At 65.6% G+C, this 26,041-nt stretch carries 28 protein-coding genes; 22 read left to right on the forward strand and 6 right to left on the reverse strand.

Features of this window, described 5'->3' with window-relative positions:
* Window positions 1-179: 179 nt before the first annotated feature.
* Window positions 180-1,373 (reverse strand): kynureninase, encoded by a 1,194-nt coding sequence (kynU, locus tag ATI53_RS01735; protein WP_009506681.1) that lies wholly within the window; start codon window positions 1,371-1,373, stop codon window positions 180-182.
* Between the two features lie 237 nt (window positions 1,374-1,610).
* Between kynU and ATI53_RS01740 the strand changes: the two genes are divergently transcribed.
* The 5 genes from ATI53_RS01740 (at window position 1,611) to ATI53_RS01760 (ending at window position 7,165) form a co-directional block, all read left to right on the forward strand.
* Window positions 1,611-2,063: a methyltransferase family protein gene (locus ATI53_RS01740; RefSeq protein WP_111549593.1), complete on the forward strand. Its 453-nt coding sequence runs from the start codon at window positions 1,611-1,613 to the stop codon at window positions 2,061-2,063.
* A 130-nt stretch (window positions 2,064-2,193) separates the two neighbouring features.
* Window positions 2,194-3,768: a Re/Si-specific NAD(P)(+) transhydrogenase subunit alpha gene (locus tag ATI53_RS01745; protein WP_111549655.1), complete on the forward strand. Its 1,575-nt coding sequence runs from the start codon at window positions 2,194-2,196 to the stop codon at window positions 3,766-3,768.
* 15 nt (window positions 3,769-3,783) lie between these two features.
* On the forward strand, window positions 3,784-5,205 hold the full coding sequence (locus ATI53_RS01750; protein ID WP_111549594.1) for an NAD(P)(+) transhydrogenase (Re/Si-specific) subunit beta: 1,422 nt from the start codon (window positions 3,784-3,786) through the stop codon (window positions 5,203-5,205).
* A 336-nt stretch (window positions 5,206-5,541) separates the two neighbouring features.
* Entirely contained in the window at window positions 5,542-5,883 is a 342-nt protein-coding gene (locus tag ATI53_RS01755; protein ID WP_009506673.1) for a hypothetical protein, read from the forward strand.
* Window positions 5,819-7,165, forward strand: coding sequence for a DNA-packaging protein (locus ATI53_RS01760; RefSeq protein WP_083840719.1), 1,347 nt, complete (start codon window positions 5,819-5,821; stop codon window positions 7,163-7,165). The genes ATI53_RS01755 and ATI53_RS01760 overlap by 65 nt, the downstream gene beginning before the upstream one ends.
* Window positions 7,166-7,201: 36 nt before the next feature.
* On the opposite strand, the gene ATI53_RS01765 is transcribed toward ATI53_RS01760, so the two are convergent.
* Window positions 7,202-7,678 (reverse strand): GNAT family N-acetyltransferase, encoded by a 477-nt coding sequence (locus ATI53_RS01765; protein ID WP_009506669.1) that lies wholly within the window; start codon window positions 7,676-7,678, stop codon window positions 7,202-7,204.
* 245 nt (window positions 7,679-7,923) lie between these two features.
* Here ATI53_RS01765 and ATI53_RS01770 point away from each other — a divergent pair, with 245 nt between their 5' ends.
* The 17 genes from ATI53_RS01770 to cysE all read left to right on the forward strand — a co-directional run bounded on the left by ATI53_RS01770 (window position 7,924) and on the right by cysE (window position 21,358).
* Window positions 7,924-9,126 carry a phage portal protein gene (locus ATI53_RS01770; RefSeq protein ID WP_009506668.1) on the forward strand — a complete coding sequence of 401 codons (1,203 nt, stop codon included), beginning with the start codon at window positions 7,924-7,926 and terminating at the stop codon, window positions 9,124-9,126.
* On the forward strand, window positions 9,113-9,346 hold the full coding sequence (locus ATI53_RS01775; protein WP_111549595.1) for a GTA head formation protein, RCAP_rcc01685 family: 234 nt from the start codon (window positions 9,113-9,115) through the stop codon (window positions 9,344-9,346). Before ATI53_RS01770 ends, ATI53_RS01775 begins: the two co-directional genes overlap by 14 nt.
* Before the next feature lie 23 nt (window positions 9,347-9,369).
* On the forward strand, window positions 9,370-9,909 hold the full coding sequence (locus ATI53_RS01780; protein ID WP_009506664.1) for an HK97 family phage prohead protease: 540 nt from the start codon (window positions 9,370-9,372) through the stop codon (window positions 9,907-9,909).
* Window positions 9,910-9,939: 30 nt separating this feature from the next.
* Window positions 9,940-11,124, forward strand: a complete 1,185-nt coding sequence (locus tag ATI53_RS01785) for a phage major capsid protein (protein ID WP_111549596.1) — start codon at window positions 9,940-9,942, stop codon at window positions 11,122-11,124.
* 161 nt (window positions 11,125-11,285) lie between these two features.
* Window positions 11,286-11,879, forward strand: a complete 594-nt coding sequence (locus ATI53_RS01790) for a head-tail connector protein (RefSeq protein WP_009506661.1) — start codon at window positions 11,286-11,288, stop codon at window positions 11,877-11,879.
* Window positions 11,876-12,214, forward strand: a complete 339-nt coding sequence (locus ATI53_RS01795) for a head-tail adaptor protein (protein ID WP_111549597.1) — start codon at window positions 11,876-11,878, stop codon at window positions 12,212-12,214. The genes ATI53_RS01790 and ATI53_RS01795 overlap by 4 nt, the downstream gene beginning before the upstream one ends.
* Window positions 12,211-12,618: a DUF3168 domain-containing protein gene (locus tag ATI53_RS01800; protein WP_111549598.1), complete on the forward strand. Its 408-nt coding sequence runs from the start codon at window positions 12,211-12,213 to the stop codon at window positions 12,616-12,618. The genes ATI53_RS01795 and ATI53_RS01800 overlap by 4 nt, the downstream gene beginning before the upstream one ends.
* A 25-nt stretch (window positions 12,619-12,643) precedes the next feature.
* Window positions 12,644-13,060, forward strand: coding sequence for a phage major tail protein, TP901-1 family (locus tag ATI53_RS01805; protein ID WP_111549599.1), 417 nt, complete (start codon window positions 12,644-12,646; stop codon window positions 13,058-13,060).
* Window positions 13,060-13,380, forward strand: coding sequence for a gene transfer agent family protein (locus ATI53_RS01810; RefSeq protein WP_009506653.1), 321 nt, complete (start codon window positions 13,060-13,062; stop codon window positions 13,378-13,380). The genes ATI53_RS01805 and ATI53_RS01810 overlap by 1 nt, the downstream gene beginning before the upstream one ends.
* Window positions 13,380-13,580 carry a rcc01693 family protein gene (locus tag ATI53_RS01815; RefSeq protein WP_009506651.1) on the forward strand — a complete coding sequence of 67 codons (201 nt, stop codon included), beginning with the start codon at window positions 13,380-13,382 and terminating at the stop codon, window positions 13,578-13,580. Before ATI53_RS01810 ends, ATI53_RS01815 begins: the two co-directional genes overlap by 1 nt.
* Window positions 13,577-14,239 carry an RcGTA-type gene transfer agent tail tape measure protein gene (locus ATI53_RS01820; RefSeq protein ID WP_111549600.1) on the forward strand — a complete coding sequence of 221 codons (663 nt, stop codon included), beginning with the start codon at window positions 13,577-13,579 and terminating at the stop codon, window positions 14,237-14,239. The genes ATI53_RS01815 and ATI53_RS01820 overlap by 4 nt, the downstream gene beginning before the upstream one ends.
* A 10-nt stretch (window positions 14,240-14,249) precedes the next feature.
* Entirely contained in the window at window positions 14,250-14,882 is a 633-nt protein-coding gene (locus ATI53_RS01825; protein WP_111549601.1) for a DUF2460 domain-containing protein, read from the forward strand.
* The gene (locus tag ATI53_RS01830) at window positions 14,882-15,763 is read left to right on the forward strand and encodes a phage/gene transfer agent baseplate hub protein (RefSeq protein ID WP_111549602.1); all 882 of its coding nucleotides are present in this window, start codon (window positions 14,882-14,884) and stop codon (window positions 15,761-15,763) included. The genes ATI53_RS01825 and ATI53_RS01830 overlap by 1 nt, the downstream gene beginning before the upstream one ends.
* Entirely contained in the window at window positions 15,760-16,200 is a 441-nt protein-coding gene (locus ATI53_RS01835) for an NlpC/P60 family protein (RefSeq protein ID WP_111549603.1), read from the forward strand. Before ATI53_RS01830 ends, ATI53_RS01835 begins: the two co-directional genes overlap by 4 nt.
* Window positions 16,200-20,123: a baseplate multidomain protein megatron gene (locus ATI53_RS01840; RefSeq protein ID WP_111549604.1), complete on the forward strand. Its 3,924-nt coding sequence runs from the start codon at window positions 16,200-16,202 to the stop codon at window positions 20,121-20,123. Before ATI53_RS01835 ends, ATI53_RS01840 begins: the two co-directional genes overlap by 1 nt.
* Window positions 20,120-20,467, forward strand: coding sequence for a DUF7742 family protein (locus ATI53_RS01845; protein WP_034453437.1), 348 nt, complete (start codon window positions 20,120-20,122; stop codon window positions 20,465-20,467). The genes ATI53_RS01840 and ATI53_RS01845 overlap by 4 nt, the downstream gene beginning before the upstream one ends.
* Window positions 20,468-20,539: 72 nt before the next feature.
* Window positions 20,540-21,358 carry a serine O-acetyltransferase gene (gene cysE, locus ATI53_RS01850; protein WP_009506641.1) on the forward strand — a complete coding sequence of 273 codons (819 nt, stop codon included), beginning with the start codon at window positions 20,540-20,542 and terminating at the stop codon, window positions 21,356-21,358.
* Window positions 21,359-21,400: 42 nt separating this feature from the next.
* On the opposite strand, the gene ATI53_RS01855 is transcribed toward cysE, so the two are convergent.
* The 4 genes from ATI53_RS01855 to ATI53_RS01870 all read right to left on the reverse strand — a co-directional run bounded on the left by ATI53_RS01855 (window position 21,401) and on the right by ATI53_RS01870 (window position 26,034).
* Window positions 21,401-22,588 (reverse strand): MFS transporter, encoded by a 1,188-nt coding sequence (locus ATI53_RS01855; protein ID WP_009506639.1) that lies wholly within the window; start codon window positions 22,586-22,588, stop codon window positions 21,401-21,403.
* 350 nt (window positions 22,589-22,938) lie between these two features.
* Window positions 22,939-24,273 (reverse strand): pyruvate dehydrogenase complex dihydrolipoamide acetyltransferase, encoded by a 1,335-nt coding sequence (locus ATI53_RS01860; protein ID WP_009506637.1) that lies wholly within the window; start codon window positions 24,271-24,273, stop codon window positions 22,939-22,941.
* Window positions 24,263-24,658, reverse strand: coding sequence for a hypothetical protein (locus ATI53_RS01865; RefSeq protein WP_009506636.1), 396 nt, complete (start codon window positions 24,656-24,658; stop codon window positions 24,263-24,265). The genes ATI53_RS01860 and ATI53_RS01865 overlap by 11 nt, the downstream gene beginning before the upstream one ends.
* On the reverse strand, window positions 24,655-26,034 hold the full coding sequence (locus ATI53_RS01870) for a pyruvate dehydrogenase complex E1 component subunit beta (protein WP_111549605.1): 1,380 nt from the start codon (window positions 26,032-26,034) through the stop codon (window positions 24,655-24,657). The genes ATI53_RS01865 and ATI53_RS01870 overlap by 4 nt, the downstream gene beginning before the upstream one ends.
* Window positions 26,035-26,041: the final 7 nt, after the last annotated feature.

Here is a 26,041-nt window from a genome sequence, read left to right on the forward strand (position 1 = left end):
CCGCCGCCCGCGCCGCTTGTCAGACAGAGCGCCTGACGGCGCACAGTTCCAGTCGCTTTCCGGGCCTTGGGGCCCGTCGGCTTCGCGCGCGTGGCTGTCGTGACGCCTCATGAATGCGATCGCGCGGGTGGCAGGGCCGGCTGACAGGGTCGCCTGACACGCGCCCTGCGCAGGCGCGGTCAGGTCACGGATTTGCGCCGGTGATATTTCGGGTGGTCCCAAAGCGCGCCGCGCAGGATCCGGGCGAGCACCTCGACCGCTTCGCGGATCTCGGCCTCGCCGATATAAAGCGGGGTGATGCCAAAGCGCAGGATGTCGGGGGCGCGGAAGTCACCGATCACGCCAAGGTCGATGAGTGCCTGCATGATGGCGTAGCCGTGTTCCGAACGGAAAGAGACCTGGCTGCCGCGCGACTCGTTTTCGCGGGGGGTGGCGAGTTTCAGACCGGGGCAATGCGTTTCGATTTCCTCGATCATCAGCCCGCCGAGGTCGAGCGAGCGTTTGCGCAGATCGGCCATATCCACCCGATCCCAGACATCGAGCGCCGCGTCGAGCGCCGCCATTTGCAGCACGGGCGGCGTGCCGACGCGCATCCGCTCGATGCCGGTCGCGGGGCGGTAGCCCGGTTCGAACGAAAACGGTTTGTCATGCCCAAGCCAGCCGCACAGCGCGGGTTCGACGTGGTCGATGTGTTCAGGCGAAACGTAGATGAAGGCGGGCGCGCCCGGGCCTGCGTTGATGTATTTGTAGGTGCAGCCAACGGCGAAATCCGCGCCTCCGGCGGCGACATCCACGGGCAGCGCGCCGGCGGAATGCGCCAGATCCCAGATCACCACCGCGCCCATGTCGTGGGCCTTGCGCGTCAGCGCCTTGAGATTGTGGCGCCGCCCGGTGCGGTAGTCGATTTCGGTCACCAGCACTACGCCGACCTCTTCGGTGATGGCGTCTTCAAGGTCGTGGGGGGGCACCAGACGCAGGTCATGCCGGTCGCCGAGCAGGTGGATCAGCCCTTCGGCCATATACAGATCGGACGGAAAATTGCCCCTGTCGGACAGGATCGTGCGCCGTTCGGGCACGATCTGAAGCGCGGCGGACAGGGCCTGAAATACCTTGATCGACAGTGTGTCACCGATGACCACATGGCCGTGTTCGGCGCCGATCAGCCGACCGAGACGGTCGCCCAGCCGACGCGGCATATCCATCCAGCCGCAGGCGTTCCAGCCGGTGACAAGCCGTTCGCCCCATTCTTCGGTCAGAAGCCGTTCGATCCGGGCGGGGGTTGCTTTTGGCATCGGGCCCAGCGAGTTGCCGTCCAGATAGATCAGCCCGAGCGGGACGTGGAACTGATCGCGGGTCCAGGCGAAATCGGTCAATAGGCTCCTCCGGGCGGCTTGTGCGGCTTGTGGGGCTGGGTGGCGCAAGCGGTTCGGGCAACTTGACGCGGATTCGCGGGATCGGCAAGGCGTCGCGTCCTTGCGCGCGGTGCGCGACCACGGAGAGCGCGGTGGCGCGCCGCGCGGTCGGCGCTGTTTCAGCCGTGCCGATCGGTACTTGCGGTGGCGCGGTGGCTGCGCAATCCTGTCGATTGTGGCGCCTGGACCGGGAACCGGATGAGAAAATGGATCGACATTCCACCCGTATGGCTGGGTGCGTGCCTGGCGGTTGCCTGGTGGCAGGCGCATGCCTGGCCGATGGGGCTGGGCTTTGGCCCGGTGTGGGCCGATTTGCTGGGCGGTTTGCTTGTGGGCGCCGGCGCGCTGGTGATGCTGCTTGCCGTGGCCGAGATGCGGCGCAACCGCACCACGGTGATGCCGCATGGCGAGGTCTCGCATCTGGTGACAAGTGGAATTTTCGGCAGGTCGCGCAATCCGATCTACCTTGGCGATGCCATGATTCTCATGGGGTTTGTGCTGTATTGGGACGCGGTGTTCTCGCTCGTTTTGGTGCCGGTGTTCGTGTGGATTGTCGAAAGGCGATTCATCGAGAACGAAGAGCTGCGATTGCGACGCAAGTTTCTTTCGGAATATCGGGCATACTCGCAACAAACGAGAAGATGGCTTTGAATTCAACGGCGGATGCGGTTACAGGTCGCGTTGACGTTGAAGCCGGGGGGCGCCGCCTGTAGCACGGGCGGGATGGCCCGAACTGCCTGCGACAAATGGATACCTGAGAAACAAGAGGGGGATGACGAACGTGAAGATAGGGACGCCGAAGGAGCTTGCGCATGGTGAGAACCGTGTCGCGATGACGCCCGATTCGGCGCGCGCGCTGCACAAGCTGGGGCATGAGTGCCTTGTGGAAAGCGGTGCGGGCGCGGCGGCGGGGTTTGCGGATGCGGCCTATGAGGCGGCAGGCGTGACGGTGGTGGACAGCGCCGAGGTGCTGTATGCGCAGGCGGATGTGATCGCCAAGGTGCAGCCTCCGAGCGATGCCGAGGTGGACCGGCTGGGGCAGGGCAAGACGCTGATCTCGTTCTTCTGGCCGGCGGCCAACGAGGCGCTGATGCAGCGCGCCGCCGACACCGGCGCGAGCGTGATCGCCATGGACATGGTGCCGCGCATCAGCCGGGCGCAAAAGATGGACGCGCTGAGCTCGATGGCCAATATCGCCGGCTATCGCGCGGTGATCGAGGCCGGGAGCAATTTTGGACGTTTCTTCACCGGTCAGGTGACGGCGGCAGGCAAGGTGCCGCCCGCCAAGGTGCTGATCGTGGGCGCGGGCGTTGCGGGGCTGGCGGCCATCGGCACGTCGACCTCGCTTGGCGCGATCACTTATGCGTTCGACGTGCGTCCCGAGGTGGCCGAGCAGGTCGAATCCATGGGGGCGGAATTCGTCTATCTGGATTTCGAGGAAGATCAGGCGGATGGCGCGGCCACGGGTGGCTATGCGTCGGTGTCCAGCCCCGAATTCCGCGAGGCACAGCTGGCCAAGTTCCGCGAGCTGGCGCCCGAGGTCGACATCGTCATCACCACGGCGCTGATCCCCAACCGTGAGGCGCCCGAGCTGTGGACGCCGGACATGGTGGCCGCGATGAAGCCCGGCAGCGTCATCGTCGATTTGGCGGCCGAGCGCGGCGGCAATTGCAAGATGACCGTCAAGGATGAAAAGATCGTCACCGACAACGGCGTGACCATCGTTGGCTACACCGATTTCCCCAGTCGCATGGCGACGCAAAGCTCGACGCTTTATGCCACCAATATCCGCCACATGATGACCGATCTGACGCCGGACAAGGACGGCGTGGTCAATCATAACATGGACGATGACGTCATCCGCGGCGCCACGATCGCCCATGGCGGCGATGTGACATGGCCGCCACCCCCGCCCAAGACCAAGGCGATCGCGGCGCAAAAGCCCAAAGAGAAAGCCCCCGAGCTTACGCCCGAGGAAAAACGTGCGGCGGAAACGGCGGCGTTCAAGGCGCAGACTAAAACGCAGGTCACGTTGTTGGCCGTTGGGGGGGCATTGCTGCTGGCGGTGGGGCTGGTGGCGCCTGCCAGCTTCATGCAGCATTTCGTCGTCTTCGTGCTGTCGGTATTCATCGGCTTTCAGGTGATCTGGGGCGTGGCGCACAGCCTGCACACGCCGCTGATGGCAGTGACCAATGCGATTTCGTCGATCATCATCCTTGGGGCGCTGATGCAGATCGGATCGGGCAACTGGATCGTGATCGTGCTGGCGGCGCTGTCGGTGTTCATGACCGGCATCAACATCTTCGGCGGCTTCATGGTGACACGGCGCATGCTCGCCATGTTCCAGAAATCGTAAGGGGAGGAGATCGTTATGGAATTCGGATTCACAACGGCGGCCTATGTGGTCGCGGCGGTTCTCTTTATCCTGTCGCTGGGGGGGCTTTCGGGCCAGGAAAGCGCCAAGCGGGCGGTGTGGTACGGCATCGCGGGCATGGCGCTGGCGGTGTTCGCTACGCTGATCGGCCCCGGATCGGGGCTGTGGCTGCTGTCGGTCATTCTGATCGCGGCGGGCGGCATCGTGGGCATGTATGTGGCCAAAAAGGTCGAGATGACCGAGATGCCGCAGTTGGTGGCGGCGATGCATTCGCTGGTCGGTCTGGCGGCGGTGTTCGTGGGCTACAACGCGCATTTCACCATGCGCTCGGTTGCGGGCGGCGGTGAGCCGCATGGCGTCTTCGCCGAACTGGTGGCGCACAAGGCCCCGGTCGAGCTGAGCATTTTGCAGGTCGAGCTGTTCCTGGGCGTGTTCATCGGGGCGATTACCTTTACCGGGTCGGTCGTGGCCTATGGCAAGCTGGCGGGCAAGCTGTCGTCCAAGGCGGAAAAGCTGCCGGGCGGACATATGCTGAACATTGCGGCGGCCGTGATCTCGGTGATCTGCCTGCTGTGGTACATGGGCTCGGGCGGGTTTTTCCCGCTGCTGCTGATGACGCTGGCGGCGCTGTTCATCGGCTATCACCTGATCATGGGCATCGGTGGCGCGGACATGCCGGTGGTTGTGTCGATGCTGAACTCGTATTCGGGTTGGGCGGCGGCGGCGATCGGCTTTTCGCTTGGCAACGATCTGCTGATCGTGGTGGGCGCGCTGGTCGGCTCCTCGGGCGCGATCCTGTCGTATATCATGTGCAAGGCGATGAACCGCAGCTTCGTGTCGGTGATTCTGGGCGGCTTTGGCGGCACCTCGGGGCCGGCGATGGAGGTCGAGGGGGAGCAGATTGCCATCGACGCCGATGGCGTGGCCAGTGCTTTGGACGAGGCTGACAGCGTGGTCATCGTGCCGGGCTACGGCATGGCGGTGGCGCAGGCGCAACAGAACGTCGCCGAGCTGACGCGGCGTTTGCGCGCCAAGGGAAAAGAGGTTCGCTTTGCCATCCATCCGGTCGCGGGCCGTCTGCCGGGGCACATGAACGTGCTGCTGGCCGAGGCCAAGGTGCCCTATGACATCGTGCTGGAAATGGACGAGATCAACGACGATTTCCCGTCCACCGACGTGGTGATCGTCATCGGGTCGAACGACATCGTGAACCCCGCCGCGCAGGAAGACCCCAACTCGCCCATCGCCGGCATGCCGGTGCTTGAGGTGTGGAAGGCCAAGCAGGTGTTCGTATCCAAACGCGGTCAGGGCACCGGCTATTCCGGCATCGAAAACCCGCTGTTCTACAAGGACAACACCCGCATGTTCTATGGCGATGCAAAGGCATCTCTGGCGGAACTGCTTGGCAGGATCAGCTGAGAGCGGTGATCTTGCCGGTCCGTTCGGTCCGGTCATGAAAGGCGCGGTGGCGAAAGGCTGCCGCGCCTTTTCGTTTGTGTTTTCAGCGTCAAGCGGGGGCTGCGGTCGGTCGGCTTAAGGCCGCATTCTTGTTTATGAACAGTGCCTTATGGAATACCGCTCGGTGCAGGAAATTTGACTCGCGGGCGTCGCAAGGGTACCTTTCCCCATGCTGGACGCACAAGGACGACCGCCCGCAGGAACAGGCGCCTGCGGACAATAACGTCATGTCCCGCATTTCGGACGGAGACCAACAAAAAGGACAAAAAGTCCGTACAGGTTAGAAAGGTATCGAGCATGATCCTCATCCACCTCGAAGAAGACATGACGCGGCTCGAAGACGAGCGCGAGCATATCGTCGAAGTTCTCAAGGAGCTTGGCGAGGAAATCAGACGCCTCAAGGCGCAGATCGAGGAGGGGGAAGCCACATCGAAGACGGAGACGGGCAAATTGATGAGCGACGTGCGCTACTGGATGCGCGCGTCCCATGAAACGGAGGCGCAGATCGCCAATGTCAGACGAAAGCAGAAAGGGCTTGCCGGAGACTGGGCCCTTGATCTTGAACGCGCCCGCGATGAGATCGGGTGCCGCATGGCTCGCCTCCGCCGGTGCTGCGGTGCGGGAACAATTCCTGAATGAGATGACGGAGGGGGAGTGCCTTGCGCTCCCCTTTCTGTTCGAGTTCTGGGCGATGGAACACCAGTTGCCCCCGGCGGGTGACTGGCGGTCCTGGGTCATCATGGGTGGTCGCGGCGCGGGGAAAACCCGCGCCGGGGCCGAATGGGTACGGTCGTGCGTCGAGGGCGCGCTTCCGCTGTCGCCGGGGCGGTGCAAGCGGGTCGCGCTGATCGGCGAGACCATGGATCAGGTGCGCGAGGTGATGATCTTTGGGGAATCGGGCATCATGAATTGCTCGCCGCCCGATCGGCGCCCCGAGTGGCAGGCCACGCGGCGCTGCCTTGTCTGGCCGAACGGGGCAGAGGCGATGGTGTTTTCCGCGCATGACCCCGAAGGGCTGCGCGGGCCGCAATTCGATGCGGCCTGGGTGGACGAGCTGGCTAAATGGAAAAAGGCACGCGACACCTGGGACATGCTGCAATTTGCGCTGCGCCTTGGCGCGCATCCGCAGGTTTGCGTCACGACGACTCCGCGCAATATCGGCATTCTGAAGGAATTGTTGGAATTGCCGTCGACGGTGGTGACACGCGCCAGGACCGAAGCGAACCGGGCCAACCTTGCCGACAGTTTTCTGGAAGAAGTGCGCGCGCGCTACGGCAATTCGCGGCTGGCCAAACAGGAACTGGACGGCATCCTTGTCACGGACGTGGATGGCGCGCTGTGGACGCATGAGGTGCTGGAGAGGGCGCAGACGCTGAAGGTGCCCAAGGAATTCGATCGTATCGTCGTGGCGGTTGATCCGCCCGCGGGCGAGGGCAAGGCGGCGGATGCCTGCGGTATCGTCGTCGCGGGCGTGGTCTGCGACGGGCCGCCGCAATCATGGCGGGCCTGGGTGCTGGAGGATGCAACGGTGCAGGGCACCTCCCCCACCGGCTGGGCGCAGGCGGCGGCGGATGCGTTTGATCGCTGGCAGGCGGACCGGGTGGTCGCCGAGGTCAACCAGGGCGGGGCCATGGTGGAATCGGTGCTGCGGCAGGTCGCGCCGCAGATCGCTTTGCGCAAGGTTCATGCCACGCGGGGCAAATCCGCGCGGGCCGAGCCGGTGGCCGCGCTTTACGAGCAGGGCCGGATCGGTCATGCGGGGGCGTTTGTCGAGCTCGAGGAACAGATGGGCCTGATGACCGGCGCGGGGTTCGAGGGGCAGGGATCGCCCGACCGCGTCGATGCGCTGGTCTGGGCGCTGACCGAACTGGTGGTCGATTCACAGGCGGGGCACCGGCGGCCCGGCATGCGGATCATCTGAGCGTGACACCATGGGTCCGGGCGGAAACGTCCGGGCCTACAAGTCCTTGCGCATGTCGAAATTCGCAAGGGCCACGCCGCGGCGGACGATGCTGACTTCTGCGATGACCTTGAAACCGTGACGTTCGAAAAACGGGCGCGCGGCGCGGCTGACACTGGATGTCATCGCCCGTGCGCCGCCTGCACGGGCGATGCGCGTCAACGCCTCTAGCAGCTCTGCCCCGATGCCGTGCCCCGCGAAAGCGGGCCGCACGAAGGCCAGGTCGATATGACCCGGTGCCTGCAGGGTCATGTACCCCACCGCGTCCCCGCTGACCTCTGCCATCAGGCCCACCGATTCGCCCACGCGGTCGCGCCAGCGTTCCGGGTCGGGCTTTGGTCCGACCCAGGCGATGCGTTCGGCTTCGCTGTAATGGGCGGTCGTGCCGTTCAGCACCGCATCGCGAAAGATGTCGGCCACGGTGTCGGCGTCGTCGGACAACAGGGGGCGCAGGGTCGGGGTGTCGGTCTTCATCGATGTTCTCGGGCTGTGCTCGGGGCGGGGCGGTATCCCGTCGTATCCCGAAAGCCTACCGGGCGGATTCGCAACGAGCTAGGGCTTTGGCTGCATAGCTGCCTTTCGCGTGCATGGGCTGGGCGTTGCGCGCCCGGCGCGCGGTGCCGCCAGAGCGAATTAACTTCCAATTCATAGTGTGTGTCTCGAACGAACGCGATGCGGACCCGGGGCGGTCCGGGGAACGAAGCAAGGAGCGCCAGCCGATGGTATTCGATTTTCTGCGAGGCAACCGCAACGAAGACGCCGCGTCCGCGACGGCGCCCGAGGCCAAGGCGTCGGCCACCGGGCCTTTGGTGGCCTATGCGACGGCGGGCCGGGTGGCCTGGACGCCGCGCGACTCTGGCTCGCTGACGCGTCAGGGGTTTTCGGGCAACCCGGTGGGGTTTCGCGCGGTCAAGCTGATCGCCGAAGCCGCAGCGGCGCTGCCGCTGGTGTTGCAGGACGATTGCGAGCGATATGCACAGCATCCGCTGCTGTCTCTGGTCACCGCGCCCAACGCGGCGCAGGGCAAGGCCGAGCTGTTCGAAGCGCTTTACGGACATCTGCTGCTGTCGGGCGACGCCTATATCGAGGCGGTCTGCGCCGAGGCGGGTCTTCCGGTCGAACTGCATGTGCTGCGGTCGGACCGGATGCGGGTGATCCCTGGCGCCGATGGCTGGCCGGTGGCTTATGACTACATGGTCGACGGTCGCCGCCATCGTTTCGATGCCTCGGGGCCGGTGCCGCCGGTATGCCATGTGCGGGCGTTTCATCCGCAGGACGATCACTACGGGCTGTCGCCGTTTCAGGCCGCGGCGCAGGCGGTGGATGTGCACAACAGCGCCAGCCGCTGGTCCAAGGGGCTGCTGGACAACGCGGCGCGCCCGTCCGGCGCCATCGTATGGAACGGCGCCGACGGTCAGGGCACCATGTCGACCGAGCAGTTCGAGCGGCTGCGCGACGAGATGGAAAGCCTGCACCAGGGCGCGCGCAATGCGGGCCGTCCGATGCTGCTGGAAGGCGGGCTGGACTGGAAACCGATGGGCTTTTCGCCCTCGGACATGGAATTTCAGAAGACCAAGGAATCCGCCGCGCGGGAAATCGCGGTGGCCTTCGGGGTGCCGCCGATGCTGCTGGGTATTCCCGGCGAGGCGACTTTTGCGAATTATCAGGAGGCGCATCGCGCCTTCTACCGGCTCACCGTGTTGCCGCTGGCGACGCGCGTGACGGCGGCGGTGGGGCGCTGGCTGTCGACGCATCTGGGAGAGCATGTCGAGCTGAAGCCCGACCTTGACCAGGTGCCGGCGCTGGCCAGCGAGCGTGACGCGCAATGGGCGCGCGTGGCGCAGGCGGATTTCCTCACCGCCGCGGAAAAGCGCCGGATGCTTGGTCTGCCGGATATTCCCAAGGAGGATGACGGTGAGTGACCGGCGTATCGAATTCGAACCCTTTGCCTGCGCGCCGGCGCTGAAGCTGGAAGCGCATGAACGGGTCAGCCTGTTGCAGACCGAGGCGTTGAACGCGCGCATCGACCGGCTGGAACTGATGCTGGAGCGGGTCGAACGCAGGCTCTGGCTTGCGGTCTACGGAGTGGCGGCGGTGACATTGTCACAGGCATTTGTCGAGTTGATGTCGGTCGCCCGATGAGCGGATTTCGGAAAGGAACGGGAATGGACCTGGAACACAAGTTTTGCCGCTTTGATGCGGAGGTCGTCGTAGAGGGCGCGAAGATCGAAGGCTATGCCTCGCTGTTCGGGGCCTGCGACCAGGGCGGCGACGTGGTCGCGCCCGGCGCCTATGCCGGGTCGCTCAAGCGGCTGGCGGGCGAGGGGCGCGCGGTCAAGATGCTGTGGCAGCACGACCCCGCCCAGCCGATCGGCATCTGGGACGAGGTGCGCGAGGACGGCAAGGGCCTGTATGTGCGCGGCCGTTTGCTGGACAGCGTTGAAAAGGGCCGCGAGGCCGCCGCGCTGATCGCTGCCGGTGCCATCGACGGTCTGTCGATCGGCTATCGCACCGTCAGGGCGGCGAAGGATGACAAGGGGCGCAGGCTTCTTAAGGAACTGGAACTTTGGGAGGTGTCGCTTGTGACCTTCCCGATGCTTCCCAGTGCGCGTGTGGCGGCCAAGGGCGAGACCCCCGAGGATGCCATCATGCGTGAGCTGGCGCAGGCGCTCGAGGGCGCGCGCCTGGACCTGGCGGGCGTTTGACGCGCGTCTAACACGAACGGGATCGAGACTATGAGCAACTCCGAGACTGTTTCTCGGACCGGGGAAGATCTGACCCCGGTCGCCCGGGTGAGCGCCGCAATGTCGGGGCTTGTCGGGGATATCAAGGCCTTGCAGGCCGACTTTCAGGTGAAGCTTCATAAACAGGAAGAGCGACTGACCATGCTTGACGCAAAAATGACGACCTCTCGCGCGCGCCCTGCGCTGGCCACTTCGGCTGAGCACGATGCCCCCCACCAGAAGGCGTTCGACGCCTATCTGCGCACCGGCGACGATGACGGGCTGCGCGGCCTTGCCCTGGAAGGCAAGGGCATGTCCACCACCGTGGCGGGCGACGGCGGCTATCTTGTCGATCCCGTGACCTCGGATACCGTGAAATCGGTGCTTGACAGCACCGCGTCGATCCGCGCCATCGCGTCGGTCGTGACGGTCGAGGCGACATCGTATGACGTGCTGATCGACCAGGGCGAAACGGGGGCCGGCTGGGCGGACGAGATCGCGGGATCTTCGGAAACCGGAACGCCGACCATCGACCGCATCTCGATCAAGCTGCACGAGTTGTCGGCGATGCCCAAGGCCAGCCAGCGTTTGCTGGATGACAGCGCGTTCGACATCGAGACCTGGCTTGCGGGCCGCGTTGCGGACAAGTTCAGCCGTGCCGAGGCGTCCGCGTTCATCAACGGTGACGGTGTCGACAAGCCCATGGGCATCCTGTCGCATCCGGCGGTCGACAACGAGGTCTGGGCCTGGGGCAACATCGGCTATGTGCCATCGGGCGTGGATGGCGACATCGGCGGCGGCGATCCGATCATTGATCTGGTCTATGCGCTGGGTGCCGAATACCGCGCCAAGGCGTCGTTTGTGATGAACTCGAAGACCGCTGGCGCGCTGCGCAAGCTCAAGGATGCGGATGGCCGTCACCTGTGGTCCGACGGTCTGGCCGCCGCGCAGCCCGCGCGACTGCTCGGCTACCCCGTGCTGGTCTGCGAGGACATGCCCGAGGTCGGCACCGGCGCCGATGCCATCGCCTTTGGCGACTTCTCGGCCGGCTACACCATCGCCGAGCGTCCGGACCTGCGCGTTCTGCGCGACCCGTTCAGCGCCAAGCCGCACGTCCTGTTTTATGCCACCAAGCGCGTGGGCGGCGACGTGAGCGACTTCGCGGCGATCAAGCTGCTGCGCTGCGCCACGGCCTGAACCTGAAGCGGACATGGGGGCAGGGTGACCTGCCCCTGTGGGGCGCGCGTCGCGGCGGTCGCGTTGTCCAGCTGCTCCCCTCCGTCCGAGCAACGTGAGCGGCGCGCGCCCAACCTGGCCTCCGGACCCTTTGGCCCGGACGAGGATAGCGGAGAAAGAGAATGATGTTGATCGAAGAAACCCAGGTGCCCGATGCGGCCCTTCCGGTGGAGGCTTTGAAGCGCCACCTGCGGCTGGGCAGCGGGTTTGCCGAGGATGATGTTCAGGACGCGGTGCTCGGCTCCTTCCTTCGCGCCGCCATGGCCGCGATTGAGGCGCGAACCGGCAAGGCGTTGATAGCACGTGGCTTTGTCTGGACGCTGAGCCAGTGGCGTGACCCTCAGGCGGCGGTTTTCCCCATCGCGCCGGTCAGCGCGGTAAGCCAGCTTGCCATCGTCGACCGCTTCGGGGCGGCGACGGTCAGCGACACTGGCGCCTACCGGCTGGAAGCTGACGGCATGGCGCCAAGGCTGCGCCCGCAGGCGTCCGTGCTGCCTTGCGTCCCCGAGGGCGGGGCGGCCGAGATCCGCTTTACCGCCGGCTATGGGGCGGCGTTCGAGGACATTCCCGCCGATCTGGCGCAGGCGGTCCTGCTGCTGGCGGCGCATTACTACGAATACCGGGACGAGACATCGCTAAGCCAGGGGTGCATGCCCTTTGGCGTTACCTCGCTGATCGCGCGTTACCGTCCGATGCGCATGGGGTTCGGGGCATGAGCGTTCCTGTCCTGAACCGGGAACTGGCGCTGCAAGAGCGTCAGGGCGGCCCCGACGGCGCGGGCGGGCGGAGCGAGACCTGGGTTACGCTGGGCACGCTGTGGGCCGAGGTCACGCCGCGAAGCGGTCGCCAGACGCAAGGGTTCGCCGGAGCCGTGTCGCTTGGCACCTTTCGCATCACGGTGCGCGGCGCGCCCCAGGGGGCTGGCAACCGCCCCGTAGCGGGGCAGAGGTTCGTCATGGGCGCGCGGATTTTCGAGATCCTCGCCGTGACGGAAATCGAGCCCGGCGGGATGTATCTGGACTGTGACGCACGCGAGGAGGTGGCGGCATGACCTATGCGATTTCCGCAGCACTGCAAAGCGCGGTTTACGACCAGCTGATCGGCAATGCGGCCCTGACCGCGCTGGTCGGCGACGACATCTACGACGCGCTGCCGCAAGGCCCGCTGCCAAGCCTTTATCTGACGCTGGGGGCCGAAACCGTGCGCGATGCGTCCGACGGTACCGGCTACGGCGCCTGGCACGACCTGACCGTCGCGGTGGTGACCGATGCGGCGGGCTTTCACATGGCCAAGACCGTTGCCGCGGCGGCGTCAGACGCACTTGTCGATGCGGGGCTGGCGCTGAGCCGGGGACGGTTGGTGAGCCTGAATTTCCGTCGCGCCACGGCGCGGCGGCAAAGCGGCGGACGACGCCGTATCGACATGACCTTCCGCGCGCGCGTCGCGGAAGACTGACCCTTCAATCCAAGGAGTAAGGCAGATGGGTGCCCAGAACGGCAAGGATCTTTTGATCAAGGTGGACGTGACCGGTTCCGGCTCGTTCCAGACCATGGCTGGCCTGCGCGCGACGCGCATCAGCTTCAACGCGGAAAGCGTCGATGTGACCTCGCTGGAAAGCGATGGCGGCTGGCGCGAACTCTTGGGGGGCGCGGGCGTGCGGTCGGCCAACATCTCGGGGTCGGGTGTGTTCAAGGACACGGCCACGGATGAACGCGCGCGGCAGATCTTTTTCGACGGCGTGACGCCTGATTTTCAGGTCATCATCCCCGATTTCGGCACCGTCGAGGGCGCGTTCCTTGTGACGTCGATCGAATACGCGGGGTCGCACAACGGCGAAGCCACCTACGAGATGTCGCTGGCCTCGGCCGGGGCGCTGAGCTTTACTGCGGCACCGTGATGGCAAACCCCTGGGCAGGCGAGGTGGCGCTGACCATCGACGGCGAGCGCCACCTCATGCGGCTGACGCTGGGGGCGCTTGCGGAACTCGAAGCGGGTCTGGGCGAGGATTCGCTGGTCGATCTGGTGACCCGCTTTGAAACGGGGCGGTGCACCACCCGAGACGTGCTGAAGCTGATCGTCGCGGGGCTGCGGGGTGGCGGCTGGCCGGGCGGTGCAAAGGATCTGCTGAACGCCGAGATCGCCGGCGGCCCGATGGCCGCGGCACGGGCGGCGGCGGAACTGCTTGCACGGGCCTTTACGCTGCCGGACGAACAGTGATGCAGCGATTTGACTGGGGAACCTTGCTGCGTGCGGGTGTGCGCGGCCTTGGGCTGAAGCCGCATGAATTCTGGCAACTCACCCCGGTCGAATTGCGGGTGATGCTGGGCGAGGACAGCGGGGCGGCGCCGATGGCGCGCTCGCGGCTGGACGAGCTGCTGAGCGCCTTTCCCGACGACATGAAAGGAGACGGTCGATGACCGATTTCGATACGGCTGACGATCTTGATACCCAGCTTGCCGAGCTGGAGACAAGCTTGGGGTCCGCAACGGCCATGGCGGCGGGTTTCGACGCCGAGATGAAGCGCATCCACGGTACCTTTTCCGAAACGGGGCGCAACGTGGCGTCGTTGGAACGCTCGCTCAGCAAGGGGCTCAGCCGGGCCTTTGACGGGGTGATCCTGGACGGGATGAAGCTGACGGATGCGTTGCAGACGGTGGCGACGTCGATGATCGACGCGGCCTACAAGGCGGCGGTGACCCCTGTGACAAACCAGCTTGGCGGGATCGTCGCGGGGGGGCTGGGCAGTCTGTTCGGTGGCATGTCGCTGTTCGCGGACGGTGCGGCCCTTACCCAAGGCCGCGTCACGCCGTTTGCAACCGGGGGCGTGGTGAACGGCCCTGTCAGCTTTGCCATGCGCGGCGGCACCGGGCTGCTGGGCGAAGCGGGCCCCGAGGCCATCATGCCGCTGAGCAGGGGCGCTGACGGCAAGCTGGGTGTACGCACCCAGGGCAGCAGCCAGCCGGTCAGCGTCGTGATGAATATTTCGACGCCGGATGCGGCGAGTTTCCAGCGCAGCCAGTCCCAGATCGCGGCCCGCATGAGCCGCGCCCTTGGCTCTGGCGCGCGCAACAGGTGAGGGACGGAACATGAGCTTTCACGAGGTAAGATTTCCCACGGATCTGAGCTTTGGCGCGCTGGGCGGGCCGGAGCGGCGCACCGATGTGGTGGAACTGACCAGCGGGCACGAGGAACGCAACAGCCCCTGGGCGCATTCGCGCCGCCGCTATGATGCGGGGTTGGGCCTGCGCCGTCTGGATGACATCGAAAAGCTGCTTGGCTTTTTCGAGGCGCGCAGCGGTCAGCTGCATGGCTTTCGCTGGAAGGACTGGGCGGATTTCAAATCCTGCAAACCTTCGACCACGGTGGCGGCGACCGATCAAGCGATCGGCACCGGGGATGGGACGGCAACCGGCTTTCAACTTGTGAAAGCCTATGTTTCTGGCAGCGCCAGCTATACGCGCCCGATCACCAAACCCGTGGAGGGCACGGTCGTGGTTGCCGTGGCGGGTGTCGCATTGACGCAGGGCACGGATTTCGGGGTCAATGCCGCGACCGGAGAGGTCACGCTGACAACGCCCCCCGCGAACGGCGCGCAGATCACCGCAGGGTTCGAATTCGATGTGCCGGTGCGGTTCGATACCGACCACGTCCATGTCAGTATCGCCACGTTCCAGGCCGGTCAGGCGCCGGATGTGCCGGTTGTCGAGGTGAGGGTCTGATGGGAAAGCAGGAGCTTCACGACCATCTTGCGACCGGCATCACGACGGTGTCGCGCTGCTGGGCGGTTGCTCGCACGGACGGTCTGCGGTATGGGTTCACCGATCATGATGCGGATCTGGTCTTTGACGGGCTGACCTTTCGCGCCGACACCGGCCTGAGCGCCAAGGCGCTCAGCCAGGCGACGGGCCTGTCGGTCGACAACACCGAAGCAATGGGCGCGCTGCGCGACGATTCCCTGTCAGAAGCCGACATCGAAGCCGGGCGTTTTGACGGGGCCGAGGTGGTGTCGTGGCTGGTCAACTGGCGGGATGTCAGCCAAAGGCGCATCCTGTTCCGGGGCAGTATCGGCGAAATGCGCCGGGTGAACGGGGCGTTCCACGCCGAACTGCGTGGACTGACCGAGATGCTCAATCGCCCGACGGGGCGCGTGTACCAGGGGCCGTGTTCCGCGGTTCTGGGGGATCGTGTGTGCCGGGTGGATCTGTCCGATCCGCTGTATGTCCACGAGGGAACGGTGATTGCGGTCGATGAAAACCGCGCGGTCACCTTGCCCCCACTCGACACGTTTGAGGCCGGCTGGTTCCAGCGTGGCAGCCTGACGGTGCTGTCAGGCGTGGCGGCGGGGCTGAGTGGAGCGATCAAGCGTGACCGGATCACGTCGGCCGGTCGGGCGTTCGACTTATGGCAGGGACTGGGCGCCACGCTCGTACCCGGCGACACCGTGCGGATCACGGCGGGATGCGACAAACGCTTTGCCACCTGCCGGGAGAAATATGACAACGCGTTGAATTTCCAGGGCTTCCCGGACATCCCCGAGGAAGACTGGATGCTCGTCTATCCGCAGCGCGCGAAATCTCTTGGGGGAGGCAGCCGCAGATGACACGCATCGACCTTGTGACCGCCGCGCGGGGCTGGATCGGCACGCCCTACGTTCATCAAAGCTCGGTCCGGGGCGCGGGCTGCGATTGCCTTGGTCTTGTGCGCGGCGTCTGGCGCGAGGCCATTGGGCCGGAACCGGAAGACATCCCGCCGTATACCCGCGACTGGTCCGAACCGCAGGGCGACGAGGCGCTGTTTCGCGCCGGGTTGCGCCATATGACGCGCAAGGCATTGAACGACGAGGCGCCGGGCGATGTGCTGCTGTTCCGGATGCGGGCCAGTTCGGTCGCGAAACACCTTGGGCTTCAGGCCCGCACGGGCGAGGCCGCAAGCTTTGTCCATGCCTACAGCGGGCACGGCGTGATCGAAAGCGCGCTCAGCCTGCCCTGGCGTCGCCGCATCGTGGCGCGCTTTGCCCTTCCAACGGAGACGAACTGATGGCGACGATTGTATTTTCGGCCGTGGGCGCGGCGGTCGGCAGCGCGTTCGGCGGGTCTGTGCTGGGGCTGTCGATGACCGCTGTGGGCCAGTTCATCGGCGCAAGCTTTGGCCGCGCGCTGGATCAGCGGCTCATGGGGCAGGGATCGGAAAGCGTTGAAACCGGGCGCACTGACCGCTTTTACCTCAGCGGCGCCGGTGAAGGGGCGGCCATCGCGCGCGTCTATGGGCGCGTGCGGCTGGGCGGCCATGTGATCTGGGCCAGCGAATTCACCGAGAGCACGCACACCGAAAAGGTCGGCGGCGGCGGTGGCAAGGGGGGGCCGTCCACGCCGTCGTCCAAGGTGACCAGCTACAGCTATTCGCTGAGTCTTGCGCTGGCGCTTTGCGAGGGCGAGATCACCAGTGTCAACCGCGTCTGGGCGGACGGAGCCGAGTTCCCGATCAAGGATCTGAACATGCGCGTCTATCATGGAACGCGCGATCAGTTGCCCGACCCCCATATGGAAGTCATCGAAGGTACCGGCGCGGTTCCGGCCTATCGCGGCACGGCCTATGTCGTGATCGAGGACGTGGACCTGGCGGTGTTCGGCAACCGCATCCCTCAGTTCAGCTTTGAGGTCACGCGTCCGGCGCAGACCGATACAGCCCGCGGTCTGGCGGACGTGCCCCATTGCGTGCGCGGGATAGCGATGATCCCCGGCACGGGAGAATATTCGCTTGCCACCCAAGCGGTACCGATGAGCTATGCGCGCGATGGCGCCGGAATAGCGAACGTGAATTCGCCGGCCGAAGAACCCGATTTCAATGTCTCGCTCGACCAGCTTGTCGAAGAGGTGCCCGGTTGCGGGGCGGTATCGCTTGTGGTCAGCTGGTTCGGCAACGATCTGCGCTGCGGCGACTGCGAGATCCGTCCCAAGGTCGAACAATCCGAATTCGACAGCGATGCCATGCCCTGGCGGGTATCGGGGCTGGATCGCTCGACCGCGCAGCCCGTGCCAAGAGCCGGCGGCAGGCCGGTTTACGGCGGCACGCCTTGCGACCAGTCGGTCATTCAGGCGATTCAGCGCATGTCCGGGCAGGGCCTTGACGTGATGTATTACCCGTTCGTTCTGATGGATCAGCTTGCGGACAATGGTCTTCCCGACCCCTGGACGGGGGCGACCGGTCAACCGGTTCTGCCGTGGCGCGGGCGCATCACGCTTAGCGCCGCGCCGGGGCAGGCCGGCACGCCGGACGGCACCTCTGCCGCGACGGCCGAGGTCGCGGCCTTTTTCGGGACGGCGGCGGCTGCCGATTTCGCGATGTCGGACGGCGGAGTCAGCTACGCGGGCCCGGATGAATGGTCCTATAGCCGCTTCGTCCTGCATCAGGCCGCACTTTGCGCCGCGGCGGGCGGGGTCGAATCCTTTTGCATCGGCTCGGAAATGCGTGCGCTGACGCAAATCCGTGACGATATGGGGTTTCCGGCTGTGGCGCGGCTGAAGGCGCTGGCCGCCCAGTGCCGCGCGCTGCTTGGTCCCCAGGTCAAGATCAGCTATGCCGCCGACTGGACGGAATATTTCGGCTATCATCCTCAGGATGGGTCGGGCGATGTGTACTTTCACCTCGACCCGCTTTGGGCCGATCCGGACATCGACTTCATCGGCATCGACAATTACATGCCTGTCGCCGATTGGCGCGACGGCACGGATCATGCGGATGCGGGCTGGGGCGCGATCTACAACGAGGACTATCTGGCGTCCAACATCGAAGGCGGAGAAGGATTCGACTGGTATTACGCCAGCGACGCGAACCGCGCCGCGCAAATCCGGTCGCCCATTTCCGACGGCGCCCATGGCGAGCCGTGGGTCTATCGCTACAAGGATATTCGCAACTGGTGGGCCCACGCGCACCATGACCGGATCGGCGGGGTGCGTCAGGCCACATCCACCGGCTGGACACCGCAATCCAAGCCAGTGCGCTTTACCGAACTGGGTTGTGCAGCCATTGACAAGGGGGCGAACCAGCCAAACAAGTTCCTTGATCCCAAAAGCTCGGAAAGCGATCTGCCGCATTATTCCAACGGGCAGCGCGACGAGCTGATGCAGCATCAGTACCTGCGTGCGCTGTACGGGTACTGGGGCGATGCGGCCAACAACCCGGAGTCGTCCACCTATGGCGGCCCGATGCTGGATATGGATCACGCCTGTGTCTGGGCCTGGGATGCGCGTCCCTACCCTTGGTTTCCGGGGCTGAACAGCCTCTGGGCGGACGGGGACAACTACCGGCGCGGACATTGGCTGAACGGGCGGGCCTCGCAGCGCACACTTGCCTCTGTCGTCGCGGAAATTTGCGAAACGGTCGGGCTGTCCGACTACGATGTCAGCGCGTTGCACGGATGGGTGCGCGGGTATGTCGTGGACGAGGTCGGAGACGCGCGCCGGGCGATCCAGCCGCTGATGCTGGCGCATGGGTTCGACGCGGTCGAACGGGACGGAACGCTGCATTTCATCCTGAGGCGCGACCGGCAGGCCACACCGATCGATCCAAGCCGGCTGGCGATATCGGACGAACTGGAAGGCGATCTGGTGCGGATCCGTGCGTCAGAGGCTGAAATGGCCGGCCGCGTCCGGCTGCGCTTTGTCGAGGCGGACGGCGATCATGCGGTTGTCGGCGAAGAAACGGTCCTGCCGAATGAGCGCACCCATGCGGTCGCGGATACCGAACTGCCGCTGGTGATGACCCGCGGCGAAGGACGCCAGACCGTGGAACGCTGGCTGGCGGAATCGCGGGTGGCGCGTGATACGCTGCGCTTTGCCTTGCCGCCGTCGCAAATGCCGATCACCGCCGGGGACATCGTGTCGCTTCCCTCGGCGTCGGGGACGCTACAGGCCAGGGTCGACAGGGTCGAGATCGGCGCACTTCAGCTGATCGACGCGGTGCACCACGAGCCGGACGTCTACCAGCCGTCCACCTTCCCGGATCAATCGCCGACCCTGCGCGGTTTCGTGGCGCCGGTCCGGGTCACGCCGCTGTTCATGGATCTTCCGCTTGTCACCGGCGAAGAGGTGCCGCATGCGCCCTATCTGGCGCTGACCTCCGATCCGTGGCCGGGGTCTGTTGCTGTCTACGACTCGGCGACGGACGAGGATTATGTGCTCAACAGCGTGCTGGGCGGGCGGTCCATCGTGGGGCAAACGGAAACGGCGCTGGCCAGCGCGCCTGCGGGGCGCATCGACCGGGCCGGGGCGCTTCGTGTCCGGCTGTTTTCCGGCGCGCTGCAATCGGTCAGCGACGACCGTTTTCTGGCGGGTGGCAACCTTCTGGCGATCGGGGACGGCACGGCGGGCAACTGGGAGCTGTTGCAATACCGCGACGCGGCGCTTGTCGGGGAAGACACATGGGCGCTGTCGCACCGCTTGCGCGGCCAGCTTGGAACCGACGGGATCATGCCGCAAATCTGGCCCGAGGGATCCTATGTCGTGGCGTTGAACGGCGTGCCCGAACAGATCGACCTGCCCGCCGCCATGCTGCGCATCCAGCGCCACTATCGCATCGGCCCGGCCAGCCGGGGCTATGACGACGCAAGCTATATCCAGCGCGAAGAATCGTTCAGGGGTATCGGTCTGCGCCCCTATACCCCGTGTCATCTGCGGGCGGCGCAATCGGGCGGGGCGGTGTCGATCAGCTGGGTCCGCCGCACGCGGATCGACGGTGACAGCTGGGATCTTGAAGATGTTCCGCTGGGCGAGGAAAACGAACGCTACCTTGTGCGCATCATGCAATCAGGCACCGAGATCCGCCGGGCCACGGTCACCGAGCCGGGCTGGAGCTACGATCCGGCGGAGGATGGGCTGTCGGGGGCCTACAATGTGAAGGTGGCGCAGATCTCGGCGCGCTTCGGGCGCGGACCGTCGGCCAGCCTGGGGCTGACCGCATGAGACCGGTGCTGCACGGCGATCTTGTCGCCGGAGCCCGCGCGCTGTTGTGCGTGCCGCGCGGGCTCCGCTGGCGAGCGGCACGCGACCTTGTCGCACAAGCCGATGCGGCGGATCGCTATCGCCGCCGCCTTGGCCGGATACATCCCGACTGGGGCAACGGCACCCTTATGGCGGCGGCGCTTGGCCGTCCCCATGCGCCCGAACGGCGGCTGGACGATCCCGATTACGCCGACTGTCTGATCCTTGTGCTGGAGGCGGTCCGGCATTGGCGCCAGCGCCGCTGGACAGGGGTCATCGGGGCGCGCCCGGCAAAGCCGATGGTGTTTCATCACGTCAGACGATGAAAACGATCAACGATTTGCGTTTCAAGCCTCCGCCGCTATCTGCTATTGTCAGTGGATCGAACGGAGGTTGCCATGCCCGAAACCCGCGCAAAGATCGCCGAGCTGGACCCGGTCTGGGCCCGGATCACTCGCGAAGCCGAAGAGGCCGTCGCCGCCGAGCCGTTGCTTGGCGGCATGGTGCATGTCTCGGTGCTGCATCACGCGACGATCGAGGGGGCGCTGGCGTTCCGGATCGCGATGAAACTCGCAAACGGCGAAATGTCCGAACAGATCCTGCGGGAAATCTGTGACGAGGCGTATGCTTCCGACCCGTGGCTTGCCCGCGCGGCGCGCGCCGACATCCGCGCCACCTATGAACGCGACCCCGCCTGCCACCGGTTCCTTCAGCCGCTGCTGTACTTCAAGGGCTTTCAGGCGGTGCAAAGCCAGCGCGTGGCGCATTGGCTATGGGGGCAGGGGCGCAGGGATCTGGCGTTCTTCATCCAGATGCGCGCCTCCGAAGTGTTTGGCGTCGATATTCATCCCGCGGCAAAGATCGGCTGCGGCATCATGATCGACCATGCGCATTCCATCGTCATCGGCGAGACTGCCGTGGTGGGACACAATGTGTCTATCCTGCATTCGGTGACGCTGGGCGGGACCGGCAAGGAAGACGAAGACCGACACCCCAAGATCGGCGATGGCGTGCTGATCGGCGCCGGGGCCAAGGTTCTCGGTAACATCCGCATCGGCAACGGATCACGCATCGCGGCGGGCTCTGTCGTGCTGGAAGATGTGCCGCCCTGCAAGACGGTGGCGGGCGTGCCGGCCAAGATCGTAGGCGACGCCGGGTGCGACCAGCCCTCGCAACTGATGGATCAAAAGCTCACCGGGTGCAACTGCACCGGCTAGGCGACCCCCGCGGGCGGATCGCCCCGTCCGCGCTATGGGGGGTCACTCGGCGGCTACGGCAAGCCTGCGTTTCGGGCGGGCGTCGATCCACGCCAGCCCCAGCATCGCAATGCCTCCGACGGCCAGCAGCGCCCCGGCAAGGCCGGTGATGTGCCAGCCGTGGCCTGCGGCAAGCCCCATACCCGCCAGCCACGGACCGATGGCATTGCCCGCGTTGAAGGCGGCGTGGTTCAGCGCGGCGGCAAGGGTCTGCCCTTCTCCGGCGACATCCATCAGCCGCATCTGAAGCGGAATCACCAGCCCGGCGGTCAGCCCTAGCGCGGCGACGGCGGCAACCATCGCGATCCAGTGTCCCATCACCGCCGCGTACAGCAGCGTGGTCGCCACCATGCCCAGCAGCAGGATCAGCGTTCCGCCGAATTGCGACCAGGTGGCCAGGCGGCCTGCGTAGTAATTCCCCGCCGTGGCCCCCACGCCAAAGGCGGACAGCGCAAAGGGAATCACCCATTCCGGCGCGCCCCCCGCGGAAATCAACGCCGCCGAGAAATAGGAATAGACGGCGAACACCGCGCCAAATCCGATCGCGCCCACACCCAGCGTGAGCCAGACGGCGCGGTTCTTCAGCGCGGACAACTCACGCAGCGCGCTTGGCGCCGGCCCGCCCCGCACGTCCGGCGCCACCCGTGCCATCATCGCCATAGAACAGGCGGCGATCGCTGCGACGATGACAAAGCACCAGCGCCAGCCAAAGGCCTGCCCGATGGCCCCCGCGGCCGGCACGCCGACGATGTTGGCGACCGTCAGCCCCATCAGTACCTGCGCCACCCCGGCGGCCTTGCGACCCGGCGGGCTGAGTTCGGCGGCGAACAGCATCGCGATGCCCAGAAACGCGCCATGCGGCAACCCCGCCAGCACGCGTGAGATCACCAGCGTGTCGATCCCGGTCGCCAGCGACGTCAGGATGTTTGTCAGCATGAAAACCGCCATCAGCAGGATCAGCAACAGCTTGCGCGGCAGATAGCTGCCAAGGATCGCCAGCACCGGCGCGCCCACCACCACGCCGATGGCATAGGCGCTGACCGCGTGGCCGGCTTCGGGTTCGGCCACGCCCAGATCGCGGGCATAATAGGGCAGGAGCCCCATCGCGGCGAATTCCGTGATGCCGATGGCAAAGGCGCCCATCGCAAAGGACAGGATCGTCAGGCGCGCCTGGCGGTCGAGTTGGGCCATGGGTGTTCTCCGGGCTTTCGGGGACCGGCACGCGCACCGGAACGGTTGGCAGGGCACGGCAACGCCTGCCGCATTGGGCCATGAAGGACGCTAATGGCGAATGCCGGGGCAGAACAACTGTTCAATTCGCAAGGGTGCCATGAGTGCCGGACATACGCCGCCCAGACATACGCCGCCCAGACATACGCCGCCCAGACATACGCCGCCCAGACATACGCCGCCCAGATGTGCACCGCAAAGCGCCATGCGCCGCGACAAGACACATCCCCAAAAAAGAAAGACGCCCGCTGGTGGGCAGCGGACGTCCTGACACTGGCCCGCGCCGGGCGGACCAGTGAAAACAAACGGGATCAGGCCAGCATCATCATCGGGTTTTCCAGGTTCTCGACAATCGCCTTGAGAAGCTCGGCGCCAAGCGCGCCGTCGATGACCCGGTGATCGACCGACAGCGTAACCGACATGATCGTGGCGACCGTCAGTTCGCCATCGGCGCCGACGACCGGCTTCTTGACGCCCGCGCCCACGGCCAGGATCGCCCCGTGCGGCGGGTTGATGACCGCATCGAAATTGTCGATGCCGAACATGCCCAGGTTCGAGATCGCGAAGCTGCCGCCGACGTATTCGTGCGGCGCCAGCTTGCGGTCGCGGGCGCGTTTCGCCAGATCCTTCATTTCCGCCGACAGCGCTGACAGCGATTTCATCTCGGCATCCTTGAGCACCGGGGTGAACAGCCCGCCATCGACCGCGACGGCAACCGCCACATCGGACGGTTTCAGCTTCAGCAACCGGTCGGCGGCCCAGACGGCGTTGGCATCGGGCACCGTTTGCAGCGCCAGCGCGCTTGCCTTGATGATGAAATCGTTGACCGACAGCTTGACGCCGCGCCCTTCAAGCTGCTTGTTCAACTGGCTGCGGAATTTCAGCAGCGCGTCCAGCTTGATGTCCCGGCGCAGGTAGAAATGCGGAATGGTCTGCTTGGCCTCGGTCAGGCGGCTGGCGACGGTGCGGCGCATGCCGTCCAGCTTGACCTCTTGGTAGTCGCGATCCGCATACATCTTCATGACGGCTTCGGTCGACGGACCGGCGGGCATGACGGTGGCGTCGGCCTTTTTCGCCGCAGGGGCCGAAGCGGCCTCGGCGCTGGGGGCGTCGGCCTTGCCCGGCCGCGCGGCCTCGACGTCGGCCTTGACGATGCGGCCATGCGGCCCGCTGCCCTTGACCTGGCTCAGATCCAGCCCCTTGTCGGCCGCGATGCGGCGCGCCAGCGGCGTGGCAAAGACGCGCGTGCCGCCGGACGATCCGCCGCCGGTGGTTTTCGGCGCGGCCTCTTCGCCGGAATAGCCGCCCGCGGGGGGGGAGGCCGGGGTGGCGGGCGCGGTTTCGGTCGGCTGGTCCACCGGCTTGGGCGCCGGGGACACGTCGCCGATGTCATCGGCGCTTTCGCCTTCTTCCAGCATCACCGCGATGGGGGTGTTGACCTTGACGCCTTCAGCGCCGGCCTCGATGAGGATCTTGCCCACCGTGCCCTCGTCGACGGCTTCGAATTCCATAGTGGCCTTGTCGGTTTCGATCTCGGCGAGAATGTCGCCGGAGCTGACGGTGTCGCCTTCCTTCACCAGCCATTTGGCCAGCGTGCCTTCTTCCATGGTCGGCGAGAGGGCGGGCATCAGGATTTCAATCGGCACTGGGGGATCCTCCCGTTTCGGCGCAGCGATCCTTGGCCTCTGCGCAATCGTTGCGTATCTCGTTCAAGCGGCCGTTTTCGAAGCCAAAGGCGATCTGCCCCGGATGGTCGAGCACCTGGGCGATGACGATATCCTGGCCCCGGTCGAACCGCGACAGCGACGCATCGTCAAGCACTGCGACCACCCGGTCCCGGTCCTGCCCCCGCAGCGCCGCAAGCGCCACGCGCGACAGCGTCTGGTTTTCGCCCACGAGGCGTGTCTCGTCCATGGCCGCGTATTCCGTGTTTTTCTCATCCCGCATCAGCTCGCGGATCGTTTCTGTCGAGTGACCCACGAGCAGCCCCGCCGCAAAGGCGAGGCAGATGATGACGGGATTCAGCCTCACCGGTAGGTGACCTGCTTCACGGCGTCGATGACTTCGGCGGGGGTCAGCAGCGCGTGCTTTTCAAGGTTGGCCGCGTAAGGCATCGGCACGTCCTTGCCGGTGCAGTTGATTACCGGAGCATCCAGCCAGTCGAACGCGTTCTGCATGATATAGGCGCCAAGGTGGTTGCCGATGGACCCCACGGGAAAGCCTTCCTCGACGGTCACGCAGCGGTTGGTCTTTTTCACCGACTCGATGACTGTGCCGTAATCGAGCGGGCGCAGGGTGCGCAGGTCGATCACCTCGGCCTCGATGCCCTCTTCCGCAAGCTTTTCAGCGGCTTCCAGCGCGTAGGTCATGCCGATGCCAAAGCTGACGATGGTGACGTCCTTGCCGGTCCGCCAGATCTTGGCCTTGCCGAACGGCACGGTGAAATCATCCAGCACCGGCACATCGAAGCTGCGCCCGTACAGGATCTCGTTTTCCAGAAAGATCACCGGGTTGGGGTCGCGAATGGCCGATTTCAGCAGACCCTTGGCGTCGGCGGCCGAATAGGGCATCGCCACCTTCAGACCGGGGATCATCGCGTACCAGGCCGCGTAATCCTGGCTGTGCTGCGCACCGACGCGGGCGGCGGCACCGTTCGGGCCACGGAACACCATAGGAGCCCCCATCTGGCCGCCCGACATATACAGCGTCTTGGCCGCCGAGTTGATGATCTGGTCGATCGCCTGCATGGCGAAGTTGAACGTCATGAATTCGACGATCGGCTTCAGCCCGCCGAACGCGGCGCCCACACCGATCCCGGCAAAGCCGTGTTCGGTGATCGGCGTGTCGATCACGCGCTTGTCGCCGAATTCAGCCAGCAAGCCCTGGGTGACCTTATAGGCGCCCTGATATTCGGCCACTTCTTCGCCCATGACGAAGACGTTGGCGTCGGTGCGCATTTCCTCGGCCATCGCATCGCGCAAGGCTTCGCGCACGGTCTGCGATTTCATCTCGGTGCCTTCGGGCCAGTCCGGCGACGCGGCGGCGGCGGGCACGGTCGTGGCGGTTTCCTGCGGGCCGGGGGCGGCGTCGGCCGCGGCCTCGGCGGGTGCGCTTTGCGGGGCGCTTTCGGGCGCCGGGGCGCTCGCGGCGTCTTCGACGCTTTCGCCTTCCTCGACAATCACCGCGATGGGGGTGTTGACCTTGACGCCCTCGGTGCCCTCGTCGATCAGGATCTTGCCGACGATGCCTTCATCGACGGCCTCGAATTCCATCGTCGCCTTGTCGGTTTCGATTTCGGCCAGAATGTCGCCGGAGGTGACGGTGTCGCCCTCCTTGACCAGCCATTTCGCCAGCGTGCCTTCCTCCATCGTCGGAGAAAGCGCGGGCATCAGAATCTGCGTTGCCATTTTCGGT

It is taken from the genome of Salipiger aestuarii, assembly GCF_003259905.1.
In the GTDB taxonomy this organism is placed as follows: domain Bacteria; phylum Pseudomonadota; class Alphaproteobacteria; order Rhodobacterales; family Rhodobacteraceae; genus Salipiger; species Salipiger aestuarii.